The 23,998-nt window shown below is 57.5% G+C and carries 19 protein-coding genes; 11 read left to right on the plus strand and 8 right to left on the minus strand.

Translation table 11 applies throughout. From position 1 onward, the window contains the following. The 7 genes from ACH2DG_RS12515 to ACH2DG_RS12545 form a co-directional block, all read left to right on the plus strand. On the plus strand, positions 1-5,876 hold a 5,876-nt coding region (locus ACH2DG_RS12515), incomplete at its 5' end, for a hemagglutinin repeat-containing protein (RefSeq protein WP_395026499.1). 6 nt (positions 5,877-5,882) lie between these two features. Continuing rightward, a complete protein-coding gene (locus ACH2DG_RS12520; protein WP_395026501.1) occupies positions 5,883-6,143 on the plus strand; it encodes a MafI family immunity protein in 261 nt (86 codons plus the stop codon). Positions 6,144-6,357: 214 nt separating this feature from the next. Further along, on the plus strand, positions 6,358-6,867 hold the full coding sequence (locus tag ACH2DG_RS12525; RefSeq protein WP_395026502.1) for a hypothetical protein: 510 nt from the start codon (positions 6,358-6,360) through the stop codon (positions 6,865-6,867). A 214-nt stretch (positions 6,868-7,081) separates the two neighbouring features. After that, positions 7,082-7,387 carry a hypothetical protein gene (locus tag ACH2DG_RS12530; protein ID WP_395026503.1) on the plus strand — a complete coding sequence of 102 codons (306 nt, stop codon included), beginning with the start codon at positions 7,082-7,084 and terminating at the stop codon, positions 7,385-7,387. Positions 7,388-7,594: 207 nt separating this feature from the next. Beyond that, entirely contained in the window at positions 7,595-8,437 is an 843-nt protein-coding gene (locus ACH2DG_RS12535) for an Imm49 family immunity protein (protein ID WP_395026504.1), read from the plus strand. A gap of 52 nt (positions 8,438-8,489) precedes the next feature. Then, on the plus strand, positions 8,490-9,191 hold the full coding sequence (locus ACH2DG_RS12540) for a hypothetical protein (protein WP_395026506.1): 702 nt from the start codon (positions 8,490-8,492) through the stop codon (positions 9,189-9,191). Positions 9,192-9,261: 70 nt separating this feature from the next. Then, positions 9,262-10,851, plus strand: a complete 1,590-nt coding sequence (locus ACH2DG_RS12545) for a hypothetical protein (RefSeq protein WP_395026507.1) — start codon at positions 9,262-9,264, stop codon at positions 10,849-10,851. A 138-nt stretch (positions 10,852-10,989) separates the two neighbouring features. On the opposite strand, the gene ACH2DG_RS12550 is transcribed toward ACH2DG_RS12545, so the two are convergent. From ACH2DG_RS12550 to ACH2DG_RS12560, 3 genes are all read right to left on the minus strand, one after another. Then, positions 10,990-11,865 (minus strand): sulfurtransferase, encoded by an 876-nt coding sequence (locus tag ACH2DG_RS12550; protein WP_395026656.1) that lies wholly within the window; start codon positions 11,863-11,865, stop codon positions 10,990-10,992. A gap of 161 nt (positions 11,866-12,026) precedes the next feature. Further along, positions 12,027-12,908 carry a DMT family transporter gene (locus tag ACH2DG_RS12555; protein WP_395026508.1) on the minus strand — a complete coding sequence of 294 codons (882 nt, stop codon included), beginning with the start codon at positions 12,906-12,908 and terminating at the stop codon, positions 12,027-12,029. 83 nt (positions 12,909-12,991) lie between these two features. Continuing rightward, positions 12,992-14,131: an aromatic ring-hydroxylating dioxygenase subunit alpha gene (locus ACH2DG_RS12560; RefSeq protein ID WP_395026510.1), complete on the minus strand. Its 1,140-nt coding sequence runs from the start codon at positions 14,129-14,131 to the stop codon at positions 12,992-12,994. Between the two features lie 393 nt (positions 14,132-14,524). Here ACH2DG_RS12560 and ACH2DG_RS12565 point away from each other — a divergent pair, with 393 nt between their 5' ends. The 3 genes from ACH2DG_RS12565 (at position 14,525) to dxs (ending at position 17,738) form a co-directional block, all read left to right on the plus strand. Further along, a complete protein-coding gene (locus ACH2DG_RS12565; protein WP_395026511.1) occupies positions 14,525-14,782 on the plus strand; it encodes an exodeoxyribonuclease VII small subunit in 258 nt (85 codons plus the stop codon). An 8-nt stretch (positions 14,783-14,790) separates the two neighbouring features. Next, a complete protein-coding gene (locus ACH2DG_RS12570) occupies positions 14,791-15,699 on the plus strand; it encodes a polyprenyl synthetase family protein (protein ID WP_395026513.1) in 909 nt (302 codons plus the stop codon). A 128-nt stretch (positions 15,700-15,827) separates the two neighbouring features. Beyond that, positions 15,828-17,738, plus strand: a complete 1,911-nt coding sequence (dxs, locus tag ACH2DG_RS12575; protein WP_395026515.1) for a 1-deoxy-D-xylulose-5-phosphate synthase — start codon at positions 15,828-15,830, stop codon at positions 17,736-17,738. Between the two features lie 212 nt (positions 17,739-17,950). On the opposite strand, the gene ACH2DG_RS12580 is transcribed toward dxs, so the two are convergent. Together ACH2DG_RS12580 and ACH2DG_RS12585 are read right to left on the minus strand one after the other, a co-directional pair. Beyond that, positions 17,951-20,086 carry a tripartite tricarboxylate transporter substrate-binding protein gene (locus ACH2DG_RS12580; protein WP_395026517.1) on the minus strand — a complete coding sequence of 712 codons (2,136 nt, stop codon included), beginning with the start codon at positions 20,084-20,086 and terminating at the stop codon, positions 17,951-17,953. Between the two features lie 251 nt (positions 20,087-20,337). Further along, positions 20,338-20,874 (minus strand): toxin, encoded by a 537-nt coding sequence (locus ACH2DG_RS12585; protein ID WP_395026518.1) that lies wholly within the window; start codon positions 20,872-20,874, stop codon positions 20,338-20,340. Between the two features lie 209 nt (positions 20,875-21,083). Here ACH2DG_RS12585 and ACH2DG_RS12590 point away from each other — a divergent pair, with 209 nt between their 5' ends. Next, positions 21,084-21,590, plus strand: coding sequence for a GNAT family N-acetyltransferase (locus tag ACH2DG_RS12590; RefSeq protein WP_395026519.1), 507 nt, complete (start codon positions 21,084-21,086; stop codon positions 21,588-21,590). 36 nt (positions 21,591-21,626) lie between these two features. Here the strand turns inward: ACH2DG_RS12590 and ACH2DG_RS12595 are convergent, their stop codons facing one another. From ACH2DG_RS12595 to ACH2DG_RS12605, 3 genes are all read right to left on the minus strand, one after another. Then, positions 21,627-22,286 carry a pyridoxal 5'-phosphate synthase gene (locus tag ACH2DG_RS12595; protein WP_395026521.1) on the minus strand — a complete coding sequence of 220 codons (660 nt, stop codon included), beginning with the start codon at positions 22,284-22,286 and terminating at the stop codon, positions 21,627-21,629. A gap of 92 nt (positions 22,287-22,378) precedes the next feature. After that, entirely contained in the window at positions 22,379-22,903 is a 525-nt protein-coding gene (locus tag ACH2DG_RS12600; RefSeq protein ID WP_395026523.1) for a GNAT family N-acetyltransferase, read from the minus strand. Between the two features lie 14 nt (positions 22,904-22,917). After that, positions 22,918-23,820 (minus strand): EamA family transporter, encoded by a 903-nt coding sequence (locus ACH2DG_RS12605; RefSeq protein ID WP_395026525.1) that lies wholly within the window; start codon positions 23,818-23,820, stop codon positions 22,918-22,920. Positions 23,821-23,998 lie beyond the last annotated feature (178 nt).

Genomic DNA, 23,998 nt, shown 5'->3' on the forward strand with positions numbered 1-23,998 from the left:
TCACCATCAAGGGCGACAGTTTCAGCAACGCAGGAATTGTCTATGGGCAAAATGCCGCCCCAAGCAAGGTCACTATCCAGACCAATGGTGGCTTTAACAATGCCTCTACCGGTGTCGTGATCGCTGGCGAAAAGCTCGACATCAAGGCTGGGGCATACAGCAACACGGGCGGCACTGTTGGTAGCTTGCAGGACGCCACCTTGACCATGGCAGGCAACTACGCGCCGGCGGGCAATGCCCTCGTGGCATTGGGTAAACTCGATCTGCAGGTTGGCGGTATCTCGGTAGGCGTAGGCGAGAGCTGGAATGTTGCCAGCACCGACGTCAACTGGACGGGTACCCTGACCAACCAGGGAACCGTGGCGATCAAGGGCAATGCCTCCGGCAATATCAGCAACGAGGCTACCGGCACCCGAGACGTGAATGGCGCGCCCGATGTTCTCCATGATCCTTATCGCGTGGACACCTATCCCACAGGGCTAACGGGAGCGCAGATCATAGGCTACACCGACGTTGCCCATCGTGCGCAACTCTATATTGGTGGAGCATTTACTGGCAGCCTTGAAAATATTGCCTCGGATGCGCGGGTTGGAGGCAACTACAGCGTTAACCAGGTCAATCTTGATCAAAAAGTAACCTGGGAAGGCAAGGATTCGGGCGGAAACACGGTACAAGTGCAAACAGATGCACTATCGATGGCACGGCTGGATACAGGGCCCGGGTATTCCGAGATCACTCTCACAGGCCCCAATACCGGCACCATTGTTGGTGACTCACTCGTCATCAATGGCGGCAGCATCACCATCAACCCTGGCATTGATCCGGCTACAGGCCTACCTCTGGTCACCAACGCACAGGGCACCCAGGTCAATGCGGGTAACGCACAGGCTGGCAACACGGCAGATACCACGACCGGCAATATCAAGCCACTGGCGGTGAATGACCCGAACGCAGCAGGTAGCACCAATGTAGCGACCACCGATACGAGTGGCGCAGGAAGCGGCGCAGGCAACAATGGCGGCGCAGGCGATACCGGTTCCGCAGGCACCCCTGTGGCAGGCAATGGCGATGGACCAACTCCCACGCCGCCAGCGCGTACCCTCAACCTCAAAGACCCCATCTTCCAGACGCCGGAAGGCGCCGTCGCGGTATTGATGGGTTCGGGCTTCAACCCGAAGTGGCCAGACTGGAACCAATTGCGCGTGGTGCCTGGCGGCATCAGCGCCAATGACTTGCAGCTCAACCTGAGTGGGCAGTTCGTCAACCATGGCCAGCTTGATGTCACCAACCAGCTCATCATCAACGCTGCAGAAGGCATTGACAACTTCGGTGCCAGCATCAGGGCAGGCGGCACCGCCAGCCTCAATGGCAAATACCTGAACAACGACAACGGCCTCATTCAGGCTCGCACGCTTGTCACCGATATCAAGGGAGACATCAGCAACAACCGTGGCCGCATCGTTGCGAGCAACGGAGGCTTTTTGCAGGCGGGTGGCAACATTGCAGCCAATGAAGGCCAGTTCATCAGCGATGCAGGCAAGTTTGTACTGGATGCCGGTGGCGACATCGACCTCATTGCCAGCAAGGTTGAAGGCAAGCAAGGCGTGGGCCTTAATGCAGGTGGCAACATTAATCTGGGAGCCAAGCAGACCACCCAAACTGTTCATGCCAATAAAAATCTGACAGAAACCCAAGCCTGGAACAACAGCGCCAGTGGCAGTGACACCTTTGTAGAGGGCACCTCGGTTATCGAAAATCGCCAGGCAAGCACCACCACAACCACTACCAGTGTTGGCACCACCATTCAAAGCGGAGAAGGCAGTGTCGCCATTGCCGCTGGCGGCAAGCTTGCAATTACTGGTGGCAGCATCAATGCTGGCAAGGACGTGCTGCTCAAGGGCGCAGACGTGACCGTGAAGGCAGCCAAAGAAAGCACCGTCACCACCAAAGAGCAGACACGCACGGTCGATGGCCGCGAAACTGACCGCGAAACCAGCACCACGCGTAGCGAAAGCTACAGCGGAGGCACCGTAACCGCAGGCGGCAAGGTAGCCATCATTGCCGATGGCGGCGCGGGCACCGACGCCAGCAAATCAGGCGGCAACGTACTGCTCTCCGGCAGCCAGATCGAAGGCAAGCAAGGCGTGGGCATCTCGGCCACCGGCAATGTCGACCTGCAAGCCCTGAAGGCGGACAGCAGCGCTACCTATAGCGGCAAACAGACCACCTTGGCAAACACCCGCACCGAAGGCGAAAGCACCGGCGTAACCAACCACAGCGCAGTCGTCTCCAGCAAAGAAGGCGATGTGCAAATTGCTGCCAAGGGTGATGTGGGCATCATCGGCTCCAACCTCACTGCGGGTAAAGACATCGTCGTCAAGGGCGCGAGCGTCACCGTGCAGGCCGCCAAAGACAGCGCCTATACCAACGACTACGAAAAAAGCGGCCGCAAAGAACACCGCCTGGCGCAAAGCAATGAAACCCTCAAGGGCGGTGAAATCACTGCGGATGGTGGCATCACGCTCATTGCCAACGGAACTCCCGTACCTAAGCCAGCCAATCCCCGTAGTGGCACAGGCACCCCAGATGACCCTGTGGCGGTAAAACCCACGGAAATCAGCTCGGGCAAGGGCCCTGGCAACATCACACTGCAAGGTGCCACCGTCACTGCCAAGGGCAATACAGCCCTCATTGCAAGCGGTGATGTCAACCTGCTAGACGTGCAAACCGAGCATGACCGCTACGAGGAAAGCTACAGCAAGAGCAGCGGCTTTTTAAGCAGCAAGCGCACCACCACCGTTGACACGGGCCACGCCAGCCTCAGCGAGGGCACCGTTGTCAGCGGTGACAAAGTTTATGTGCAGGCCGGGCAAGATATCAACCTGCGCGGCTCACACGTGGTGGGGCAGGAATCGGCCACACTGGTTGCAGAGGGCAACGTCAGCATCCTGGCCGGGCAAGATGTAGCCAGTGCCGAAAGCTTCAAGGAAACCAAGAAGAGCGGCATCTTTGGCAGTGGCGGCCTGGGCTTTACGATTGGCAGCAGCACCACCTCTACCACACACACCAACGACAGCACGCGCGCTGCAGCATCCAGCGTACAGGCCCAGGGAGGCAAAGAAGGCGAGAACAAGAAGGGCGACGTCACCATAGTGGCGGGCGGCCACTACCAGCAAACAGGCTCGGCAGTGCTGGCTGCGGGCGACATCAACGTTGTTGGCAAAACAGTCTCGATCGATGAAGCGCGCGAAATCGAAAAAGAAAAGTTCGAAATGCGCGCCAAGCAAAGTGGGCTGACGGTAAGCATCAGCAGCCCCATCGTCAGCGCCGCGCAGACTGCACAAAGCTTGGGTAACGCCATTGGCAAAACCAGCGATGGGCGCACCCAGGCGCTGGGCCTGGCCGCCGGAGGCCTGTATGCCTACAACAACGCGGGCAGCGTGCAGCAGGATGCCACGCAACTCATGAACGGAGAAATGCCGACCAACATCGGCATCAACGTCAGCCTGGGCACCAGCCAAAGCCATTCCACCAGCACCTACCAGCAAAACACCGGTGCAGGCTCGGCCGTGCATGCCGATGGCAACGTCCACATCACGGCCACCGAAGGCGACCTCAAGGTGCGCGGCAGTGCCATTGATGCGGGCAAAGACATCAGCCTGAAGGCCGACAAGGGCAGCATTGCCCTGGAAGCCTCTCAAAATGCCTACACCACGGAAAGCAGCCACAGCAGCAGCTCGGCCAGCATCGGCGTAGGTTTCAATGTTGGCTCCAGCGGTGCTGGCCCCAATATCAACGCAGGCTACAACCAAAGCAGTGGCCAAGGCAGTGGCACTGGCGTCAGCTACAACAACACCACTGTCAAAGCAGGTGGCAATGTCAGCGTGCAAAGCGCGGGCGACACCACCTTGCGCGGGGCAACGGTAGCGGGCAACAGCGTCAAGGCCGATGTGGGCGGTAACCTCACCATCGAAAGCCTGCAAAACAAGGACAACTACAACGAACACAGCAGCAATAGCGGCTTTAGTTTGGTTATTCCCATTGGTGCGGGCATGCCCGGGCTCACAGTCAGCCATGGCAACACCAATATCGACAGCAACTACCAAAGCACGGGTACCCAAAGCGGCATACGAGCCGGTGACGGAGGCTTCCAAGTCAATGTAGCTGGAGACACTACCTTAAAGGGTGGCGCCATCACCAGCACGCAAAAGGCGGTGGATGAGGGCAAGAACAGCTTCCACACGGGTGGTCAGCTGGTAATGAGCGACCTGCAGAACCAGGCCGAATACAACGCCAGCGGCTCGCAAATAACGCTGGGTGTGGGAGGAAGCCTGGGCAGCAGCAGTGCTGGCGCAGGCCGAGACAATGGCAGTGCCAGCAGCACAACACAGGCTGGTATCTCGGGCATTGCTGGCAATAGCAGTGCGAGAACGGGAGACAAGGAAACAGGCCTCAAGCCAATCTTTGACAAAGACAGGGTCAGCGATAACGTCAATGCTGGCATTACTGTCACTTCTGAGTTTGGATCGAATGCAAGCAAATTCATAGGAGACCAAGCAGGAAGAAAAGCCGATGCCTTGCGACAAGAGGCAGAACAGGAGACAGATCCAGCGCGCAAACAAGAGCTGGAGGCAGAAGCGGCTAAATGGGACGAGGGAGGCGCGTACCGCGTGATAGCGCACGCGGTGGTAGGAGGCCTGACAGGAGGTGCCGGAGGGGCTGCCGGAGCAGCGGCAAGCCAGGCAGTGCTGCCACAGGCAGACAAAATCTTGACCGACCTGGGCATGGAGGGTGCGGGCAAGGATGCGGTCCTGCTTGTATTGGGTGTGGGAACAGGCGCTGCGGCTGGAGGTACATCTGGTGCGATGGCTGGAGGCAATGCGACGGCTAACAACTTCCTCACACACCAGCAAGCTGGCAAGCTGAACAAAGAAATCGCTCAATGCAAAGCCCAAAGCGGAGGCTGCTCAGACGAGGATCTCAAAGTCATTCGGGACAAATACCTGGGGCTGTCGAATGAGAATATCAATGCTGTTAATAGCTGCATATTTGCAGGAGACGTAGCCTGCGTCAACCGGCTGGAAGGTCAAGCGGCGGGGAGAGGTGAAGTTGCAGATGCTTTCCCTCCAGGCTACACCGACTGGGGTAGAGGTCTGGCAGACAGACAAGATAACGTCAACACCTATGGATCGGTCAGAGGCCAGCAATCATTGTTTGGGCCAGATGCGCAGCAGGCTGCAGAAGTCGCGAGATTTAGAGAAAACAACTGCAGCGGAATGAGCCCCGCGGATTGCAACCAACTCACGCGTGACGCTATTGACTTCCGATATTACCGGGTGGGAATATTGGCATTGACGGGCACGACGGTACCTTTAACGGTCAATGGTGTGCGGGGTTGGGTTAATGCGGGCCGTCCTGGAGCCAAGCCTGCATCGCCTAATGGCCCCAAGCCACAAGGCAGCGGGGAAGGAGCTTTTGGAGGCAAGTCACCCGTCGAGGGAATGGGAGCTGATGAATATGTAAATATTCTGTCACCAGCTGATCGTCAGCACATCCTCTTTGGTGATGGGCCAGGAAGTGGTGGGCATATGTATCCGGGTCAACCCGGTAAGTCTACATATCCGCAGAGTTGGACAGAAGGTCAAATACTGCACAACGTGGGAGATGTAGTTACTTCACCAACTACTCAATGGTATGCGCAAACCGGAACTGGTGGCATGACCACCGCAGCGGGTAATCCTGCTAGATGGGTTGCATGGGAAACGCGTGATGGAGTGTCAATGCGTGTTGTTTTTGAGCCTATTACGGGCCGGGTAGTTACGGCATTTCCAGATACTTCTCCGGCGCAAATCAATTACAAACCAATAAAGAGGTAATATTCTATGGGGAAAGAAGAAGAAATACTCCAATTAGCTAACTTATTTTCTGGTAAGTTGAGCGGATTTCTTATCGATGCTGTGAAGGAGTACGTGGATCACGGAGAAAATAAATTGGCATTGGAGATGTTGTGTGATTTTTTAGCAGATAATAATGTAATCTTGAATGAGTTTGAGTACCAAGAAATAATTCGATTGGGTGTTTTATTAAACTTGAATGTCAATGACATGAGATTTGCATATCTTAAAACTCTTATTTTACTATAACACCGAGCGATCTGAAAGATATTCTTCAGAGTAGAGCGGTTGTTAGTTCTCCTGTCACTGCGGTTGATGATGGAACAATTATGAGAACAGTTGATGTGGGGTACCCCATTGGAACAACATCTTTGAATGAAGGTGGTGCGCCAACATCAACAATGAGAGTATATACAGACAGAGCTGGAAATCTGATTACCGCCTTTCCGGTACGAGGAAAAAAATGAGTAAATATTTTCAAATTCAATGGAGAGAATTTGTTCGGGATTTGACTGCCAATAATAAACTGACTCCAAATGAATTATTGTTTGAGATATTGAATTTTCTAAAAAAGAATTTGGAATTTTTTAAAAAAAAGCCATTTTCAGATTATGATTTTGAGCAATTTTTAGATGTTGATATTAATGATTATCTGCCCGAGATAAATTCATATGAATCTGCGAATGTGCAATATTTCATTAATACTGCAAAAAGATATGAAAATGCCCAAGAGGCAACTATTGCCCTATTTCTAAGAGATGCGCTTGAGGATATGCTGATTTTTGAGAGCGGTCGCACTTGTCCGCGTTGCGGAAGGAGCGGGATGGGAGTTTTAAAGAATAGACTTGATGATCGTCTAGCATTTCTTTGTAGGCAATGCGGATTAGGGGTGTATTTTGATGAATCCAAGGTAAAGCCAGGTGAGTTAAAGATTGCATCAATAACTGATTTGCATAATGCCCATTTAATATAATTATTTAATTTATTACGAAAAGTGTGCTCGTTACAAAGCTGTTTGCGATCTGACACGCATCTATAGCAATGTAGCTTTTATACTAATGGTAGGGGGAAAGTCGTAAGGTGGTCGGTAGTCTAATTAGTGCAAACTGTGCTCGATCCTGTAAATCATGCATGATTAATAAAGCTATGCTTGCTCAGGAATATTTTTGAAATTCCTGGAAATTTAAATGGCGGTAGATATCTATTTTTTCTGTTCTTTAGAAGTAGAAGAGGTGCAGGCGAAAATCGATCTTTTGCGTACACAGCATCAAGGGCTTTTTTTTAATAGATTCATCGTCTACGATGTCGATAGAGTAAATGATATAGAGAAGGAGATCGCGCTTGAAAATAAAATGATGGCTAAATCACAATTTATGATTAGCTTGAATGATAAGAGTGCTGCTGATTTAGTTTCTACAGTATTAATTTTAGTTCGCCTCGCACTTGGTCCTACAAACGTAATTGCAGTATCAAATGGAGTGTTGAGGAAGTAATTATCTATTATATTTATTTTATGTGTCTGAAAATAAATAATTTCGTTAAAGATGAAAATGAATCGCTTAGAGCCGCTAACGCAACCCAGCAAATCGCAGATTTGCGGTTGAGACTAGGCGCGAAGCCGTAGGCAGTACAGACATACAACAAGGCGAAGCAATGATGTATCAAGGGTTGTGTTAGCAGCTCTAAATAGGAGGAAAACTATGCTGCCACACTACATTGCGGAAAAAGTGGAGTTTATTGAAAAGCGCAAGAAGCGTATTGATGGATGGGCACGTACTGATAATGGATGGGTACAGGTAGAGACACCACCAAAAGCAGTGACCTTGATTGAAAAAGGCGAAGGAAGCTTGTCAGGTTGTCTACGTAATCTAAAAATTCTGCATGCTGAAATTGCCGATTACGTTTGGTTTGCTGAGCAAGATCTATCTACATTCAAGCTGCACAGCTATGTGATAAGCAGGCTGATGTACATAATCGCTGAGACGGATGGTTCTGACTTCATTCACGAGGCGACGTGGTTTTACCCACTGTTGAGTGACCATGAGCCGATGATTCGTTACTGGATTGACTGGATGCTGCATAAGACACCGGACTCCAAGCTATGTATGCAGCGGGTGGTCAACCCTAACCAGAACGAATATCGCTACTACCAAGTCACCCTGGCCCTAGCCGGACAATGGAATACATTGGGTCGCAAAGCTGAAGTTTTTTTGCAAGCGTTGCCTGCGAAGATGAAAAAGTATGCGCCGGATATGCGCTTTTACCTCGCATTGGCACAAAAGGATAAGGCAGGGATGGAAAACGCCTTGGATGAACTCACCAGTCCCAAGGTGGCAAAAATTCGCAATCAGGTGTTCGAACTACCTGTTGCCGAACGCTTTGTCTCTCCCTTTGCTTGTGTTTATGCCAAGGTTGCAAGTCGCTGGGGATTTGCCTTGGATGTGGACACTGTGCTGATTCCTCAGGAGTGGCTGCCGGTAAGTCCATTACCCTCATATCCAGATCCGTATGCATTCATGCGCAAGTGGGAAATAGAGAGCTGATGCCACGCCCTTGATAGGCTTTGTTTTCAATGCGTTTTTATTTGGGATGATTATGAAATCGAATGCTATTTCTATTGCTGCGATTGCTTGTGCAACCTTATTAGCCGGTTGCGCAACCACATCTACCATGCCACCGGGCACACTCAAGGTGGACTACTCTCGCACATTTATCAATGGTGCCAAGCTCAAAGAAATTCCAGGCGAAGTGCAGATCGTGCGCCGTGAAGATACGGGCAATGCAGTGGCTGGGCAGGTAGGGCTGAACGTATTGATGCTTGCGCTGGGGGGCGGTATTGCGACCAATGGTTTCAGCAAGGATGACCTCAAGGGTGCTCCTATTGAGGGCGTCGATGACCGGACTTATTTGCAAAACCCGGTGCCCACCGCTTTTGTCCAATCGCTGCAAAAGGCCGTCGACGCGCGTATGGAGCAGGACAAATTGGGTCAGACACAGAGCTTTCGCTATCCGCTTGTGGTCGGTGGCGGCTCCGCGCAGTTGGTTTATGACACGCTGACTGGCGCAGGAGATGCGAACTACCAGCTCTTGCTAAATCTCGATGTGTACAAGCGCCGCGAATCCAACTGGGTGATGCCTGCGCGTCTGGTTCAGTGCAGTGGCCGATCAGAGCCCGCGCAGCCATTGAGCTATTGGGCAGAGGCTTCGTATCGCAATGTGCAGCAAGAGCTCAGTCGTATGTTGGCAGCCTGCCAAGACAAGGTGGTGGCTGAACTGCCTACGCTGTTGGAGCAATAGCACGCCTGGATTGCCGTCGTTGTCACGGGTGGACCTTTGTTGAATGGATCTGTTTTTAAAGGATTAGTTGATGAAGAAGTATTCTTTGGCCTGGCTGGGCAGCATGCCTGTGGCAGCTTGTCTTTTGATGGGTAATTTGGCACAAGCGGAGCAACGCTCTTTCACGCCGCAGGCGGGTACCTGGGTGGTGAGCGCAGAAGTCAATGGCAAACCGGGCCGAGGCCTGGCCATTGATGTGCAGGAAGACACTTTCTTCATGCAGGTCTACAACTACAAGGCCAATGGCGAGGCGACGTTTCACACGGCACTTGGTGAATTGAAGGGCAATACGGTAACAGCTCCCTTGACGCATTACGAAGGTGGCCACTACTTTGGAAGTGGGCCACTTACGGCCCATGAAGCTGGTAATGCAGGCGATGTGACTATTACTTTTACTAGTGGGTTGAGGGGGACGGTGCAGTTTCCGGGTGAGGAGACTGTAGCGATTGAGCGCTTTTTGGCGGGAAGCTCTGACGATGCGTTTAGCCCCGGCAATGCCACAGCGATGCGAGACGGTCAAAATGCAAGGTGGCTAGCAGTTGATGGTGATTCGATTGCCGTCATTTGGGGAAGCAAGCTGCTCAAGACGGCCGAAGGCAAGTATCAGCTGAAGTTGAGCCCGATCACCTACAAGCCATTTTTTCTGGGCTCGAATGAGCCACTCTTTCTTGGCAAGAACCTGACCTACGACTGCCAGTATTCCGGCAGCGGTGCCCAGGGTTACGACTGCACACGCAGCGATTCGCAGGCTCCAGCCAATTTCATGCCCAAAATCAGCTTTCGCTACGCGGCTGCAGATGTGACTGGCACGGTCATCACGGATGCATCCACCGGCAAAACTATACGCTTGATGGGCAATATGCTGGCCAATGGAGCGGTGCCTGGGAGCGTTATACCCGGCCAATGCATTTCTACAACCTTGCAGACCTTTGTTCCAGGTGACAACTGCAATGGCTCCCGTATGCCAGTCAATGGAACCTGGGTGGTCGCGGATGAGCTCAATGGAAAACCCGGAAGAGGTATCAGCTTGGATGTGCAAAACAATATTGCTGTGTTGCAGATTTTTGATTACCTGAATACTGGCGCCTCTACTTTTCACATGGGGTCGGGCTCTTATGGCCAGTCGTCCATGGATATTGATCTTTTCCGCTATGGTGGAGGGCGCTATTTTGGTGGCCCGGCTCGAAGTGGATCTGTGGTGGAGGACGCTGGCGCTGTGCAGATTGACCTTCAGGGGGCACCTTCATTGGCAGAGGCAATGATTCAATTTCCCGGCGAGGGGCCTAAGAAGATGGTTCGCATGGGGTTGACGTCGCAAAGTTCCCCTGAAGAATCTTTGCTGGGGGACTGGCATATGATTTTTCGAGGCGAGAAATCAGGCAGCATTTTGACAACAGTGTCGCTGGATCGGGTGGTGGACAGTGTAGTCAGCAATAAATCTGGCAACGTCAAATGTCTGTTTCAATCTGTGGCAGAGAGGCAAGTCAGCTGCAAGTTCTACAGCAGTGGTGCTGCGCCCCAGGAGATGGGGAGCGTGTCTTTTGTATATAACGGCACTTCGCCAGCATCTGGTAGCGTGATCAAAATCAAGGATCGGAAAGGCAATCTTTTGGGTGTGTAAGCCCAACCGGTCAGAAATTTAGATTTTCAGAAGCTGTAGGTCACGAGGACCTGCCTGTGGGCCTGACGTTGTGGGTTGCTCTATTAACCCACAGCGCAGGCTTCTATTTTTTGTTGTGCTGCGTGAGGGCGGTGCGTTTTACCCGCGCTCAACCGGACGCGCCGGATCGCTGCACCATTCGCTCCAGCTACCTGCAAACAAGGCCGTGGGCGCGTAGCCTGCAATTTCCATGGCAATCAGATTGGGCAGGGCGCTCACGCCGCTGCCGCATTGGTGAACGACGGTGCCGGGATCGCGGCTGCCCAGCAGTGCATCAAATTCGGCGCGCAACTCGGCAGCTGGTTTGAAACGGCCATCTGCGCCGATGTTGGTGCTGAACAAGCGATTGAGCGCACCTGGAATGTGACCGGCAACGGGATCAAGCGGCTCCACCTCGCCGCGATAGCGGGCGGGCGCCCGTGCATCGATCACGGTCTGCGCACTGCCCAGCGCTTGCAGTACCTGGCCTGCGGTGCGCAGCTCGCGCAATGGGGCTTTCAGCTCGAAATTGCTCTGAAAATGGCTGGTGGGCTTGCCACTCTCCACCGCTCCGCCCATGGCCTGCCAGGCCTGCAGGCCACCGTCGAGCACGGCAACGGCATCGTGGCCTGCCCATTTCAGCATCCACCACAGGCGGCCTGCGTAATTGACGCCATTGCGGTCATACACCACAGCCTGCATGTCGTTGCGAAAGCCGACCTGCGACAGCCAGGTGGCAAAGGTTTCGCGCGTGGGCAGGGGGTGGCGACCACCGGATGCCGCCGCGACCACCCGGCCAGCGCCGTCGTGCGGCGCGCTGAGGTTCTTGTCGAGGTTGGCGTACAGGGCGCCGGCAATGTGCACTTCGTCATACAGCGCCTCGCCCGCGAGGGGCTGGGCCAGCTCGAACGTGCAGTCGAACACCATGACGCTGCCGGGCGCGCTTTGCTGCAGCGCTTGCAACTGGGCAGGGGTGATGAGGGTGGTAAAGGGCATGGTTGCCATCACAGTGCTCCAAAAAAGCGGCTGGCGCAGGCCGGATAAGGCCCGCTCAAGCCTGAAAAAGAGTCGTTTTCAGCCATTATGGTGCAGCTCCGCCGGTGCCGTGTTTTATGAATGAAAAACACGGCTGACGTATGACTGGTGCGCGCTGTCAGCTATCCTTTGCGCAGCACGGTGGCAGCAATGCCGCTGCCCACGATCAGCGCCATGCCGATCCAGCCGATGGCCGGGATCTGGTCGCCAAACACCACAATGCTGGCCAGCCCGCCGAACACGATGCCCGAGTACTGGAGGTTGGCCACGACCAGGGTCGCGCGGCGCGTGGTGGCGCTAGCATAGGCCATGGTCATGAACAGCTGGCCTGCCGTGGCCAGAATGCCGATGGGTATATGCCAGAGTGCAGGCCAGCCGGGGAAGGGCGAGGCGCCGGTGAACAGCATGGTCAGCCCCCCTGCAACAGCGGAGCCCACCGCAAAGTAGAAGACCACGCGCTGCTCGGGCTCGCCGATGCGCGAGAGCGCCACCACCTGCATGTAGGCAAAGGCAGACATCAGTCCCGACAGCAGGCCGATGATGCCGGCAAACAGCTGCTCGGCATCCATGCTGGGGCGCAGCATCAGCAGCACACCGGCAAAGCCGATGAGGACCGTGAGCACCAGCGGAATATTGAGCGCTGGCTGGTCGCCTGCCGCCTTGGGCCGCCAGGCCATGAGCGCGCCGCCCACGACAAAGGCTGCAATCCAGAGGCTGCTCATGTAGTTGAGTGTCATGGCGGTGGCCAGGGGCAGCTTGCCGATGGAGTAGAACCAGAAGCCCATCGAGAGCACGCCGATGAAGCTGCGCCAGGCATGCATCAGCGGGTACTGCGTGCCCAGGCCGATGCTCTTGCGTCGGGCCAGCCACCACAGCAAGGCCATGCTGATGAGGCCGCGGTAGAAGATGATCTCGGCCGCGTTGTAGTGGGCAGATGCGAACTTGATGCACACGCCCATGAGTGCGAAACAAAAGGCGGCGGCCACCATCCACAGGGCTTGCATCGGAATGACTCTAGAATAAAAAAGCTGCTTGCGCTTGTTGTGCAAGCGCGAGCAGCTATTGATTTGATAGTAATTGAGAGGAATTACTTCGCCAGAACAGCGTCTTTCATCATACTGCGATACCACTCGTGAAAGTGCTGCATGCCGTCTTCCATGGGACTCTGGTAGGGGCCGACTTCGTTGTCGCCGCGCTCCCACAGGGCCCGGCGGCCCGCGTCCATGCGCTCGCCGATCTCGTCGTCCTCAATGGCGGTTTCCATGTAGGCCGCACGCTGGGCCTGCACGAACTCGGGCTCGAAGGCGCTGATTTCCTCCGGGTAGTAGAACTCGACCACGTTCATGGTCTTTTCCGGGCTGATCGGGTGCAGGGTCGAGACGGTCAGCACATGCGGATACCACTCGACCATGATGTGCGGGTAGTAGGTGAGCCAGATGGCACCGTGCTCGGGCATCTGCCCGCCACGGTAGGCCAGCAGCACTTCGTGCCACTTCTTGTAGGTATCGGAGCCAGGGCGGGCAAAACCGGGCGCAACGCCTACGGTCTGCACCGAGTACTCCTTGCCAAACTCCCACTGGAGATCGTCGCAGGTGACGAAATTGCCCAGGCCTGGGTGGAAAGGGCCGACGTGGTAGTCCTCCAGATAGACCTCGATGAAGGTCTTCCAGTTGTAGTTGCACTCGTGCATTTCCACGTGGTTGAGCACAAAGCCATCAAAGCTGAGCGCTGCTGCCGGGCCCATGCCAGCGAGGTCGGCCTGAATGTCGCGGCCGTTGTCTTCAAACAGCAGGCCGTTCCATTCGCGCAAACGGTAGTTGTTGAGGTTGAGGCAAGGGTCTTGCGCGAAATGGGGGGCGCCCAGCAGCTCTCCACTGGGGCTGTAGGTCCAGCGGTGCAGCGGGCAGACGATGTTGCCGCCTGCACTGCCTTTTTGCTGGTGATGGAGCGAGCCCCGGCCCTTGAGCATCACCGCCTGGCGATGCCGGCAGACGTTGGAGATCAGCTCGGCCTGGCCGGAGGCGCTGCGCACGAGGGCGCGCCCCTCCTTTTCATGCGGAAGGGCGTAATAGTCGCCAATCTCGGGGATCGCCAGTTGGTGGCCGACATACTTGGGGCCGTGCTGGAAGATGGTTTGCATCTCGCGCTCAAAGAGCGCTTGATCGAAATAGCTTGAAACTGGAAGTTGGCTTGCGGCCTGCTGCAGTTGAAGACTTAAATCAGACATGGGTGACCTGACCTAAAGACTCCCCACAGGGAGGTTGCGCGTGCATGCGCAGAGAAAAAATAAAACCGGCTACCCTAGAAGAATACCGGTTTCGCGAGAAATGGGATTATACCCAGTGGGGTTATTCCCGTTCCGTTCATGCGTGAATTGAGAGCAATTCTCGGCTGCAGAACGGAACTGCCTTTCCATACTGGCTTCAGAATTCTATCAAATTGATAGCTGACTGTGCGCTCCAGTAGGGCGAAATCCCTGTCTGGAGAACTGGATATGATGGCCCGCGGGTCTGTGCCTTGCAGGGACAGCGGGCGCTGTGTTCGTGGTGGCGCGCGCAGCGCCTAAAATCAGCGCTTTCCATTCCGTACCAGCGGCAACCCCGGTTGCCCTCGCAAGCCCATGCCCAAGGCCCCAGCATCCAAGGCGTCCGCCGCGCCAGATTTGCCCGAACCCGCCAACTATGAAAGCGCCTTGCAGGAGCTCGAAGGCCTGGTGGCGCGCATCGAGTCGGGCCAATTGCCGCTCGACGACATGCTGGCCGCTTACCAGCGCGGCGCCGTGTTGCTGGCCTACTGCCGTGGCAAGCTCGAAGCGGTGCAGGACCAGATCAAGGTGCTGGACAATGGCCAGCTCAAGCCCTGGGCGAGCGAGGAATAAAGAGAACAATGACAGCAGCGCACGAAAATTTTGCACAGTGGTGCAGCGATGAACTGGCCCGCGTGGAAGCGGCCTTGAACCAATGGATCGTGGCCGACGCTCCCGCCAATCTTGGCGAGCCCATGCGCTACGCCGTGCTCGATGGGGGAAAGCGCCTGCGTCCCCTGCTGGTGCTGGCCGCTGCCCAGTCCGCCGGTCCGTTGGGCGTGCCGCAGGCCGAAGCCGCCTTGCGCGCAGGTTGTGCGGTGGAGCTGATCCATGCCTATTCGCTGGTGCACGATGACATGCCCTGCATGGACAACGATGTGCTGCGAAGGGGCAAGCCCACGGTGCATGTGCAGTTTGGCGAAGCCCAGGCCTTGCTGGCGGGCGATGCCCTCCAGGCCCTGGCATTTGAATTGCTGGTGCCCGAGGGGCGCGATATTCCCGACGCCATGCAAGCCAGGCTGTGCCGCCAGTTGGCGCTCGCCGCTGGCTACAACGGCATGGCAGGGGGCCAGGCAATCGATCTGGCAAGCGTTGGCAAGCGCCTGACGCAGCCTCAGTTGCAGCAGATGCACAAGCTCAAGACCGGTGCGTTGCTGCAGGCCAGCGTGGAAATGGGCGCCACCTGCGCCGGTATCACGGGCGCAGCACTGGCGGCGCTGCGGCAATATGGCGCGGCACTGGGCCTGGCCTTTCAGGTCATCGACGATGTGCTCGATGTGGTGGCAGATTCCGCCACCTTGGGCAAGACGGCCGGCAAGGACGCGGACAATGACAAGCCGACCTATGTATCGCTGATGGGCCTGGACGCTGCCCGCGCCTACGCCAATGATCTGCTGGCCGAGGCGCAGCTGGCGCTGGCAAGCAGCGGCCTTGCGCAACCGCGCGCGCTGGCCGCGCTGGCCGATATGGTGGTGCGCCGCAGCCATTGAGGCATGGTGCAAAAAGTGCCTTGATACCAGTCAATTTACCCAAGGCGCTACCATAGACCATTGCGATTTGAACAAAAAACTGCGCCAGCGCTTGTCTGGCATGCGCAGTCAGCTATCGAAACAGTAGTATGCCCACGAAGAACTTTCCATTGCTCGCCACCATCAACGATCCGGCCGATCTGCGCAAGCTGTCGCGCGCCGAGCTCAAGACCCTGGCGCGCGAACTGCGGGAGTTCGTTCTGGAGAGCGTATCGCAGACCGGCGGACACCTGAGCTCCAACCTGGGCACGGTCGAGCTGACCATTGCCTTGCACGCGGTCTACGACACGCCCCATGACCGCTTCGTGTGGGATGTGGGTCACCAGACCTATCCGCACAAGATTCTGACGGGTCGCCGCGACCGCATGAACGGCTTGCGCCAGATGGGCGGGATTTCGGGCTTTCCGCTGCGTACCGAGAGCGAATATGACGCATTCGGTACTGCGCATTCGTCCACCAGCATATCGGCAGCCCTGGGCATGGCCGAAGCCTCCAAGCTCAAGGGAGAAAGCCGCCAGGCAGTTGCCATCATCGGCGATGGCGCGATGACGGCCGGCATGGCGTTTGAAGCCTTGAACAATGCCGGTGTCAGCGATGCGAACCTGCTCGTCATCCTGAACGACAACGACATGAGCATCAGCCCGCCGGTGGGTGCACTCAACCGCTACCTGGCGCAGTTGATGAGCGGCCAGTTCTACGCCAAGGCACGTGGCGTGGGCAAGAGCGTGCTCAAGCAGGTGCCGCCGCTGCTGGAGCTTGCCAAACGGCTGGAGCAACAGGCCAAGGGCATGGTGGTGCCTGCCACGCTGTTCGAGAATTTCGGCTTCAACTACATCGGCCCCATCGATGGGCATGATCTTGATTCACTCATTCCCACGCTGGAGAACATCCGCCAGCTCAAGGGACCGCAGTTTCTGCACGTCGTCACCAAGAAGGGCCAGGGCTACAAACTGGCCGAGGCTGACCCGGTGGCCTACCATGGCCCGGGCAAGTTCGACCCGGCCATTGGTCTTGTCAAACCCGCCACGCCGCCCAAGCAGACCTTTACCCAGGTATTTGGCAGCTGGCTGTGCGACATGGCCGCCCATGATGAGCGCCTGGTGGCCATCACTCCAGCCATGCGCGAAGGCTCGGGCATGGTCGAATACCACAAGCGCTTTCCCAAGCGCTACTTCGATGTGGGCATTGCGGAGCAGCATTCGGTCACCTTTGCCGGAGGCCTGGCCTGCGAAGGACTCAAGCCGGTGGTCGCCATTTATTCCACCTTTCTGCAGCGCGCGTACGACCAGCTGATCCACGACGTGGCCCTGCAGAACCTGCCCGTGGTGTTTGCGCTGGACCGCGCAGGTCTCGTCGGTGCCGATGGCGCCACGCACGCGGGCAATTACGACATTGCATTCACCCGCTGCATTCCCAACATGAGTGTGGCTTGCCCGGCCGATGAGCGCGAATGCCGCCAACTGCTGAGCACTGCCTATGCACAGAACCACCCCGTGACCGTGCGCTACCCGCGTGGCGCGGGCGTTGGCGTGGCACCGCTGGATTCGCTGGAGGGCCTGCCCTTTGGCAAGGGCGAAATCCGCCGCCAGGCCCAGCCTGCGGTGGCGGGGGCGCCGCGCATCGCCATCCTGTCGTTTGGCAGCTTGCTGTATCCGGCCTTGCAGGCTGCAGAGCAGATCAACGCCACCGTTGCCAACATGCGCTGGGCCAAGCCGCTGGATACGGAACTGCTGCAGCAGATTGCGCAGACCCACGATGCCTTGGTGACCGTGGAAGACGGTTGCGTGATGGGCGGCGCAGGCAGCGCCGTGCTCGAAGCGCTGCAGGCCCTGCGCCTGGAGGTACCGGTGCTGCAGCTGGGCTTGAAGGATGAATTCATTGAACACGGCGACCCAGCCAAACTGATGGCGCTGCAAGGGCTGGATGCGGCAGGAATCCAGAAATCGATCACCGAGCGCTTTGGCCTGCGCACCGCTGCAGCTGCCAGTGCGGCAGCCTGATTTCCGTACACGCCAATTACGATGCCTGGCAGGTTGCCAGGCATTTTTTCTTGGAAGAAGCCTCGCTGATCAAAAGCACCTTTTGGGGGCGCCTGGTCCTGTTCGGTTGCCTCAGGCAGATGCGGTGAACCGACCCAGGCTTGCCTGCTGGCAAGCGTGTGAGACTGCCGCCGTGGCATCGTCGCTTTCGATGGAGAGCGACGATGCGCCCGTCAACGTGTCGATGATGAGAGCGCTCGCATCCAGCGCTCATACTCCTGGTGTTCCAGCTCCAGCAAGGTCTCTGGTGTGCCACCTCCACCGACGGCCTGAATGTCCCGCAGATAGTCGCGCACCTCGGGCTTGGCAAGCACCTGTGCCACAGCTTCCTGCAAGATGCGGTTGGATGCTGGATCCGAATCCGCAGGTGCCCAAAGGCTGAAGTGGTTGTACGCCGTGTAGCCGGCCAAGGATGCATTTGAAGCCAGTGTCGGCCACTGCACTCCCTGGTAGCTTTGCGGGTGCATCGGGTCGGCGGTAGTACCCAGCACACGCAACTGGCCGCGTTCGACGGCTACTTTCACCCCGTTGGCGGGTGCAAACAGCAGCTCCACTGCATGTTCCTTGGTAATCACATCCGAGTCGGGGTACATGCGTTTGTAGACCACGCGCTGCATGTCAACGCCGCTCATCGAGAGGAGCAGACCAAAGGCGAGGTGTCCGATCCATCCATCGTCACCGGTGGCGATGCGCAGGCTGCCAGGGTGGGCGCGCGCGTAGGCCAGCAGGTCATTCGTGCTGTGAATGCCCAGCGTGTCGGCCTTCTCGCTGTCGATGACCAGAACCAAGGGCTCCGACGCCAGCAGCGTGACGGGGTGAAGGGATTGCAGCAGCGCCTCAATCGGCGGGCCTTGGTGCAGGTCTTTGATGCCCCCGCGCGGCAGCATCATGGCGCCGAGCCAGACTTTGGCGTTACCGCCTTCCATCGTCAGCTGGCGATAGTCGGCCAAAGTCGCCGGCGGCTTGTGATCGACCTGCACATTGCGCCCCAGCAGGTTGGGTAAATGCCTGGCCAGCATCTGGGCATAGTGGTCACTGCGGCCCCCGGGGGGAAATATCACGGTGATGTGCAGCGTGGGCTGTGGTGCAGGGGCAAGCCACTGCCCTGCATCGTTCATCAGGCCGAAGCGTATGGCCCACTGTCCATCGGTGGAAGCGTTGCGTACCAGGGCTTCGGCCACCCAATAGCGACCCACGCGGTGGAATTTCCGGATCATGGGCCAATCGTCCTGCCACCCTGGAGGGCGCCAATCCTCCGGGAATGCGCCCGCGACAACGGCGTAACCGTGGCGGAACTGGCGCGCCTCATGAAACTGCGGCGCGATCACCCATTGTCCCTGTGCGTTCTGGTATCCCCACCGATTTGTGTTCGCGTCCTTCACCGGGCGCAGTGCGGCTCCTCCATGGCTGCCACGCAGCCGTTGCCAGCGGCACACACGTGAGGTGTCGGTGTGGCGCTGAGAATCCCATCCGCCCGAGGTACACAGCTGAATGCGCTTCTGGGCGGTCGCGTCGGGCAGGTTGCCGAAGATGAACGGGATCACCATCCTCCCTTGCGCATCGATCAGGCCCGTGCCGGAGGAGCCAGGCGTCACAATTTGCTTTTTGTACGCCATCCACTGCGCCGTGGTGATATCGAGCGGCGGTACGGGGGGAAGCCACTGGCCCTGTGCATCGCGCAGGCCATGCTGTGCATATACCTTGTCGACATGCAAATCGGAGGCCATTTGTTCGCTGCCGCCTGGCGACAGGTGGGAAATGGCGAAGGGGGAGTCGACGTCTCTCGGCTCCAGGCCATCGCAGGTCACCGGCGGAACGGCCCACTGGCCTTGCGAATCAATCCGGCCGTAGGCCGTGGTGCTTCGGAGTCCACCTCCCGGCTTTCGCTCTACCAGCCACACCTTGAACCCCGGCTGCAGTGTGTCGTTGATGCTGCTGGCGCTGACATAATCCATTCGGACCACCTGCCAGCGGCCATCGCAGAAGCTACGCGCTGCCGAGGACAGAAAAAGCGTTTGTCCGCTCTGCGCGTTGAACAGTGCGGGGGCCAGCTCGCTGTTTTTGCCCGGATTGAGGCCCAGCCAACGCAACCGGTCCGTCAGGCGGGGATCAATGCCGACCGTGAACGCAAAGATGTCTTTCCAGGGTTGTACTTGCCCGGTCACCGGCTGCAATTGCCAGTTGGCCTGCATGGGCATGGCACGGCCAGGATCGGCATAGAGATCGGCGTAGCTCGGCGGCGCTGCATGGACCCGGCCCAGGGCGATACAGAGCCACAACAGGGCGGCGACGAGATACAGGCGCTTCATCGGGTGGTGTCTCCAGGCACTGCGTATCCATTTCAATGGCGTGATTTTCCTATCGCTAGCTTGCCGCCTTGGCAAAGCACCGGGCAGATGGACAGCAGCATACTGTTTGGAATGGTGGTTTGTTGTGAAACATGTGCCATGTGAGCGAAGGGTTCGGTCACGGCGTTCCAAACCACTCCCCAACATGCCCAATGCCAAATGTGCAGCGGACGGTTGAGTCGTTCACTGCTGCGGCGAGGAGCGCCCCCGCATCAGCCCTGCGGCGAAGCGGTGACCCTGTCGAGAAATTGCAGGGCCTGTGACGGCTCGGTGATTTCTATCCACTGGAGATGGGGGAATTCGCCATGGTCGCGCAAAGCAGCGAATTTCGACTGGTTTTTCTGGTAGGTAGACAGAGCCCAGAGAAGAATCGAGTCTTTGGAAAAGAATGCCATGCACAGCGATTCCCGGTTTCCGTGTGACAGATGCTTGCGAGTGATGCCTTGGCCAAGGGTGCGCCAGAGCAGGCGGGAGAAAACCGTGAGGCGCCCGTAGTTGAGCCAGACCACATGTGTTGCGCGTGACCAGAGCACGTCCCGAACGGCGCTGTAATTCCCATCTGCGACCCAGCATGCGCCTTGAGTCGCTTCAGTGACCGAACGCCTGAATTGATCCAGGGGCACTGGTTGCCAGCCTGGCCCCCAGTACAGCGAATCCAACTCGATGAAAGGGGACTGCGTTTGGGCTGCCAGTTTCCTGGCGAGGGTGGATTTGCCTGCCCCGCTGGTGCCGACTACTAGATAGCGCATCTCATTCCTGTATTTGCATGGCTCCCGATTGTGCTCACGAGGGGGGCAGAAGGCTGTTGATTCTCGACCATACCAGCAGTTCATCACTTCTGCAGACATGCATGATCGGCCAGCGCGTCAGTGCAAGTTCACTTGGCTATCTGCCAACTGCGGAGACACGAGTGAGAGACCGGTGTTGGTACGCATGTGCCAGCGCTACACTCGCAGACATGAACCTGCTGATTCGACCTGAAAGGCCCGCAGACCCAGCGGCCATTGAGTCCGTTACCGTAGCCGCATTTCTTCATGCGCCCCATACAGACCACAATGAACACTGCATTGTTGCGGCCCTTCGATCGGCGCAGGCACTCAGCATCTCTCTTGTAGCAGAGGTGGATGCAGCCGTGGTCGGGCATATCGCGGTTTCACCAGTTTCCATTGCCGGTGATTCGGCGGGCTGGTTTGGCCTGGGGCCGGTGTCGGTCGTTCCTGCCCTGCAGGGCAAATGCATCGGGTCGAAGCTGGTGCGCCAAGCGCTGGGTATGCTCAAGGAGCAAGGGGCATCGGGCTGTGTGGTTCTGGGAGACCCCTTGTACTACACGCGATTCGGCTTCAGAAATGAGGCATGCCTTGTCTTGCCGGGTGTTCCGCCTGAATACTTCATGGCAATGTCGTTTGGGCCGGCAGTGCCTGCAGGAGTCGTTTCCTACCATCCCGCATTCACGGCAACGCATTGATGGAAGGCGCCTGGGGTCTTCAAGGCCTCAAGGCCTTCAGGGCCACAGCATCTGCTTTTGCCAGTTGCCTTCCTTTTCCGTATTGGCATAGCGAAGCCGCTGATGCAATCGGTCTGCGGTGCCCTGCCAGAACTCCACCACGGTGGGCATGAGGGCGAACAGACGCCATCCCGGCTCGGTATGCTCCGGATGGTTGCCGAGAAATATCCGGGCTTTCTGCAGACGCCTGGAGAGATCGCCAGGTGCCGCCAATACTTCGCTTTGCAATGAAGCCATGGCGCTGATCCTGGAGCCCAATGGCCGCGTGGCAAAGTCTTCAGCGCATTCGGCGGCCGGCAACGCAGTGGCTGTGCCTCGCAGCCGGATCTGGCGTCCCAGCGCAGGCCAGTAGAAAGTCAGTGCCGCCTGCGGATTGGCTGCCAGTTGCCTTCCCTTTGGGCTCGCGACCTTGATGGCGAAGTGCCAGCCTCGGTGGTCGACGTTCTTCAGGATCAGCACGCGCGCATCGGGAATGCCATCTGCATCCACCGTAGACAAGGTCATGGCATGCGGCTCCTGGACGCCTTGCCGAATGGCATCGTTCAGCCAGCATTCAAATGCTGCCTGAGGAGTCCTGGGCATATCGTCCATTTCCATGGGGATGAATGGGCCTGCCAGCGATGGGAGTTGGCGAAGCCTGGTTTTCAGCGTATCCATGGTCATGGGTTCCTTTCACCAGCGTGCGGTGCAGCGTGTGTGATTGCGCGATTGCGCCGGGGGCGCATTCCGCATCTCCGCAGGCGCACCAGTCATAGCCAGCGCCCCAGAAGCTGGCCAGGCCAGCCGTCAACATCGAATGTAGCAATGCGCTCGTAGCCGCAGGATTCATAAAAGCGCACCAGGTCTCCAGAGCCGCCGCCGTAGCAATCAACGCGCAGCCGGCGCACGCCAGCGCTTTGGGCCTGCTCGTCTGCGAAGGCCATCATGCGCCGACCCAGCCCGCGTGCGTTGGGGTGGCGTGATGCAACGAGCAAACGCACATAGATTTCGGGCTCCGTCCTGGGCGGGACATACGGCATGGCCTCGCCCAACACCAAGGCGGCGCGGATGGAGCCCTCCGAATCCTCTGCAACCCATGCGCCTGGCAATGCGCAGGCCTCCATCACCCGATCCACACGCTGGGGCTGGGCAGACCATGGCTGCGTACCCCATTGACCGGTATTGCCCATTTCGACAAACCAGGCGATGACTTCATCGAAAAGGCGCAGCACGGCCGGGGCATCGGCCACGCTTGCGCGGCGGATGGTCAGTGCATGGGGGAGGATGGATGGCATGAAAAGTCCTGTACTCAGTGATCGGAGGCTGAAGGAGTCGGCCCCTCTGCTGCTGGATGGGGCCGGGTGATGGCGCTGCCCATTGCTGCGCAGATGATGCAAAAAATGGCAAGCCATTGGCAGCGGCTCAGGTGTTCGTTCAACAAGGCCATGCCCATGAAGGCTGCAACTGCTGGCTCGGTGGCGAGCGCTATGCCAAAGGTGGCAGGCGGCAGCCGTCGCAGGGCGAACATCTCCAGGGAGTAGGGTAGCGCACTGGAGACAATCGCCACCAACAGGCCGAACAACAGAATGGACGGATCCACAAGCCTGGCACCAGCCTCTGCCAGCCCTGCAGGCACCACAACCATGGCAGCGAACAGCATACCCAGGGAAGCGGCCTGGCCACTGGGGATGCCTCCCAAGCGCCGACCCAGCACGATATACAGCGCCCAGCAGATTGCCGAGCCTGCTGCACAGGCGAGCCCCATGGGATCCAGGCCAGCGGATTCTTCGAGGCTGATGGTGCTCCAGGGCAAGACCAGTACCAGACCAACTGCGGCAAGTATCAGCCAGACGAAATCCACCGGACGCCGGGAGTAATAAATGGCAACTGCCAACGGGCCTGCAAATTCGATGGCCACGGCGACTCCAAAGGCAATGGTGCGAAGCGCCATGTAAATCAACAGATTCATGAGCGCGAGAGCCAGGCCGAATTGCATCAGCGTCCACAACTGATCGCTGCGTAGAGGCCAGCGCCATGGGCGCCATATCAGCACCAGAATGATCGCCGCCAGCCCCACGCGCAGGGCCGACGCACCTTGGGCGCCAAGCATGGGAAATAGTTGCTTGGCCAGCGAGGTTCCCGCTGTCAACGAGCTGACAGAGGCAAGAACCGCCAGCAGCGGCAAAAAATGACTCCGTGTGTTTTTTTTCATGACCCCTGCTTGCTGCCCGTGGTGATTGCCGGCCGCTTCGCCGTCGCTCCAACTAGCGGCAGGCGCGTGACCTGCTGTGGAGCGCCACTATTGACGGATTGGCATTCATCGTCGAATGAGCAAAGGCTCATGATGCAGGTTAAGAAACTCGTGTTTCCCATATTCACTTCAGTAAGGA

The sequence above is a fragment of the Comamonas odontotermitis genome (genome assembly GCF_040396735.1).
In the GTDB taxonomy this organism is placed as follows: domain Bacteria; phylum Pseudomonadota; class Gammaproteobacteria; order Burkholderiales; family Burkholderiaceae_C; genus Comamonas; species Comamonas odontotermitis_C.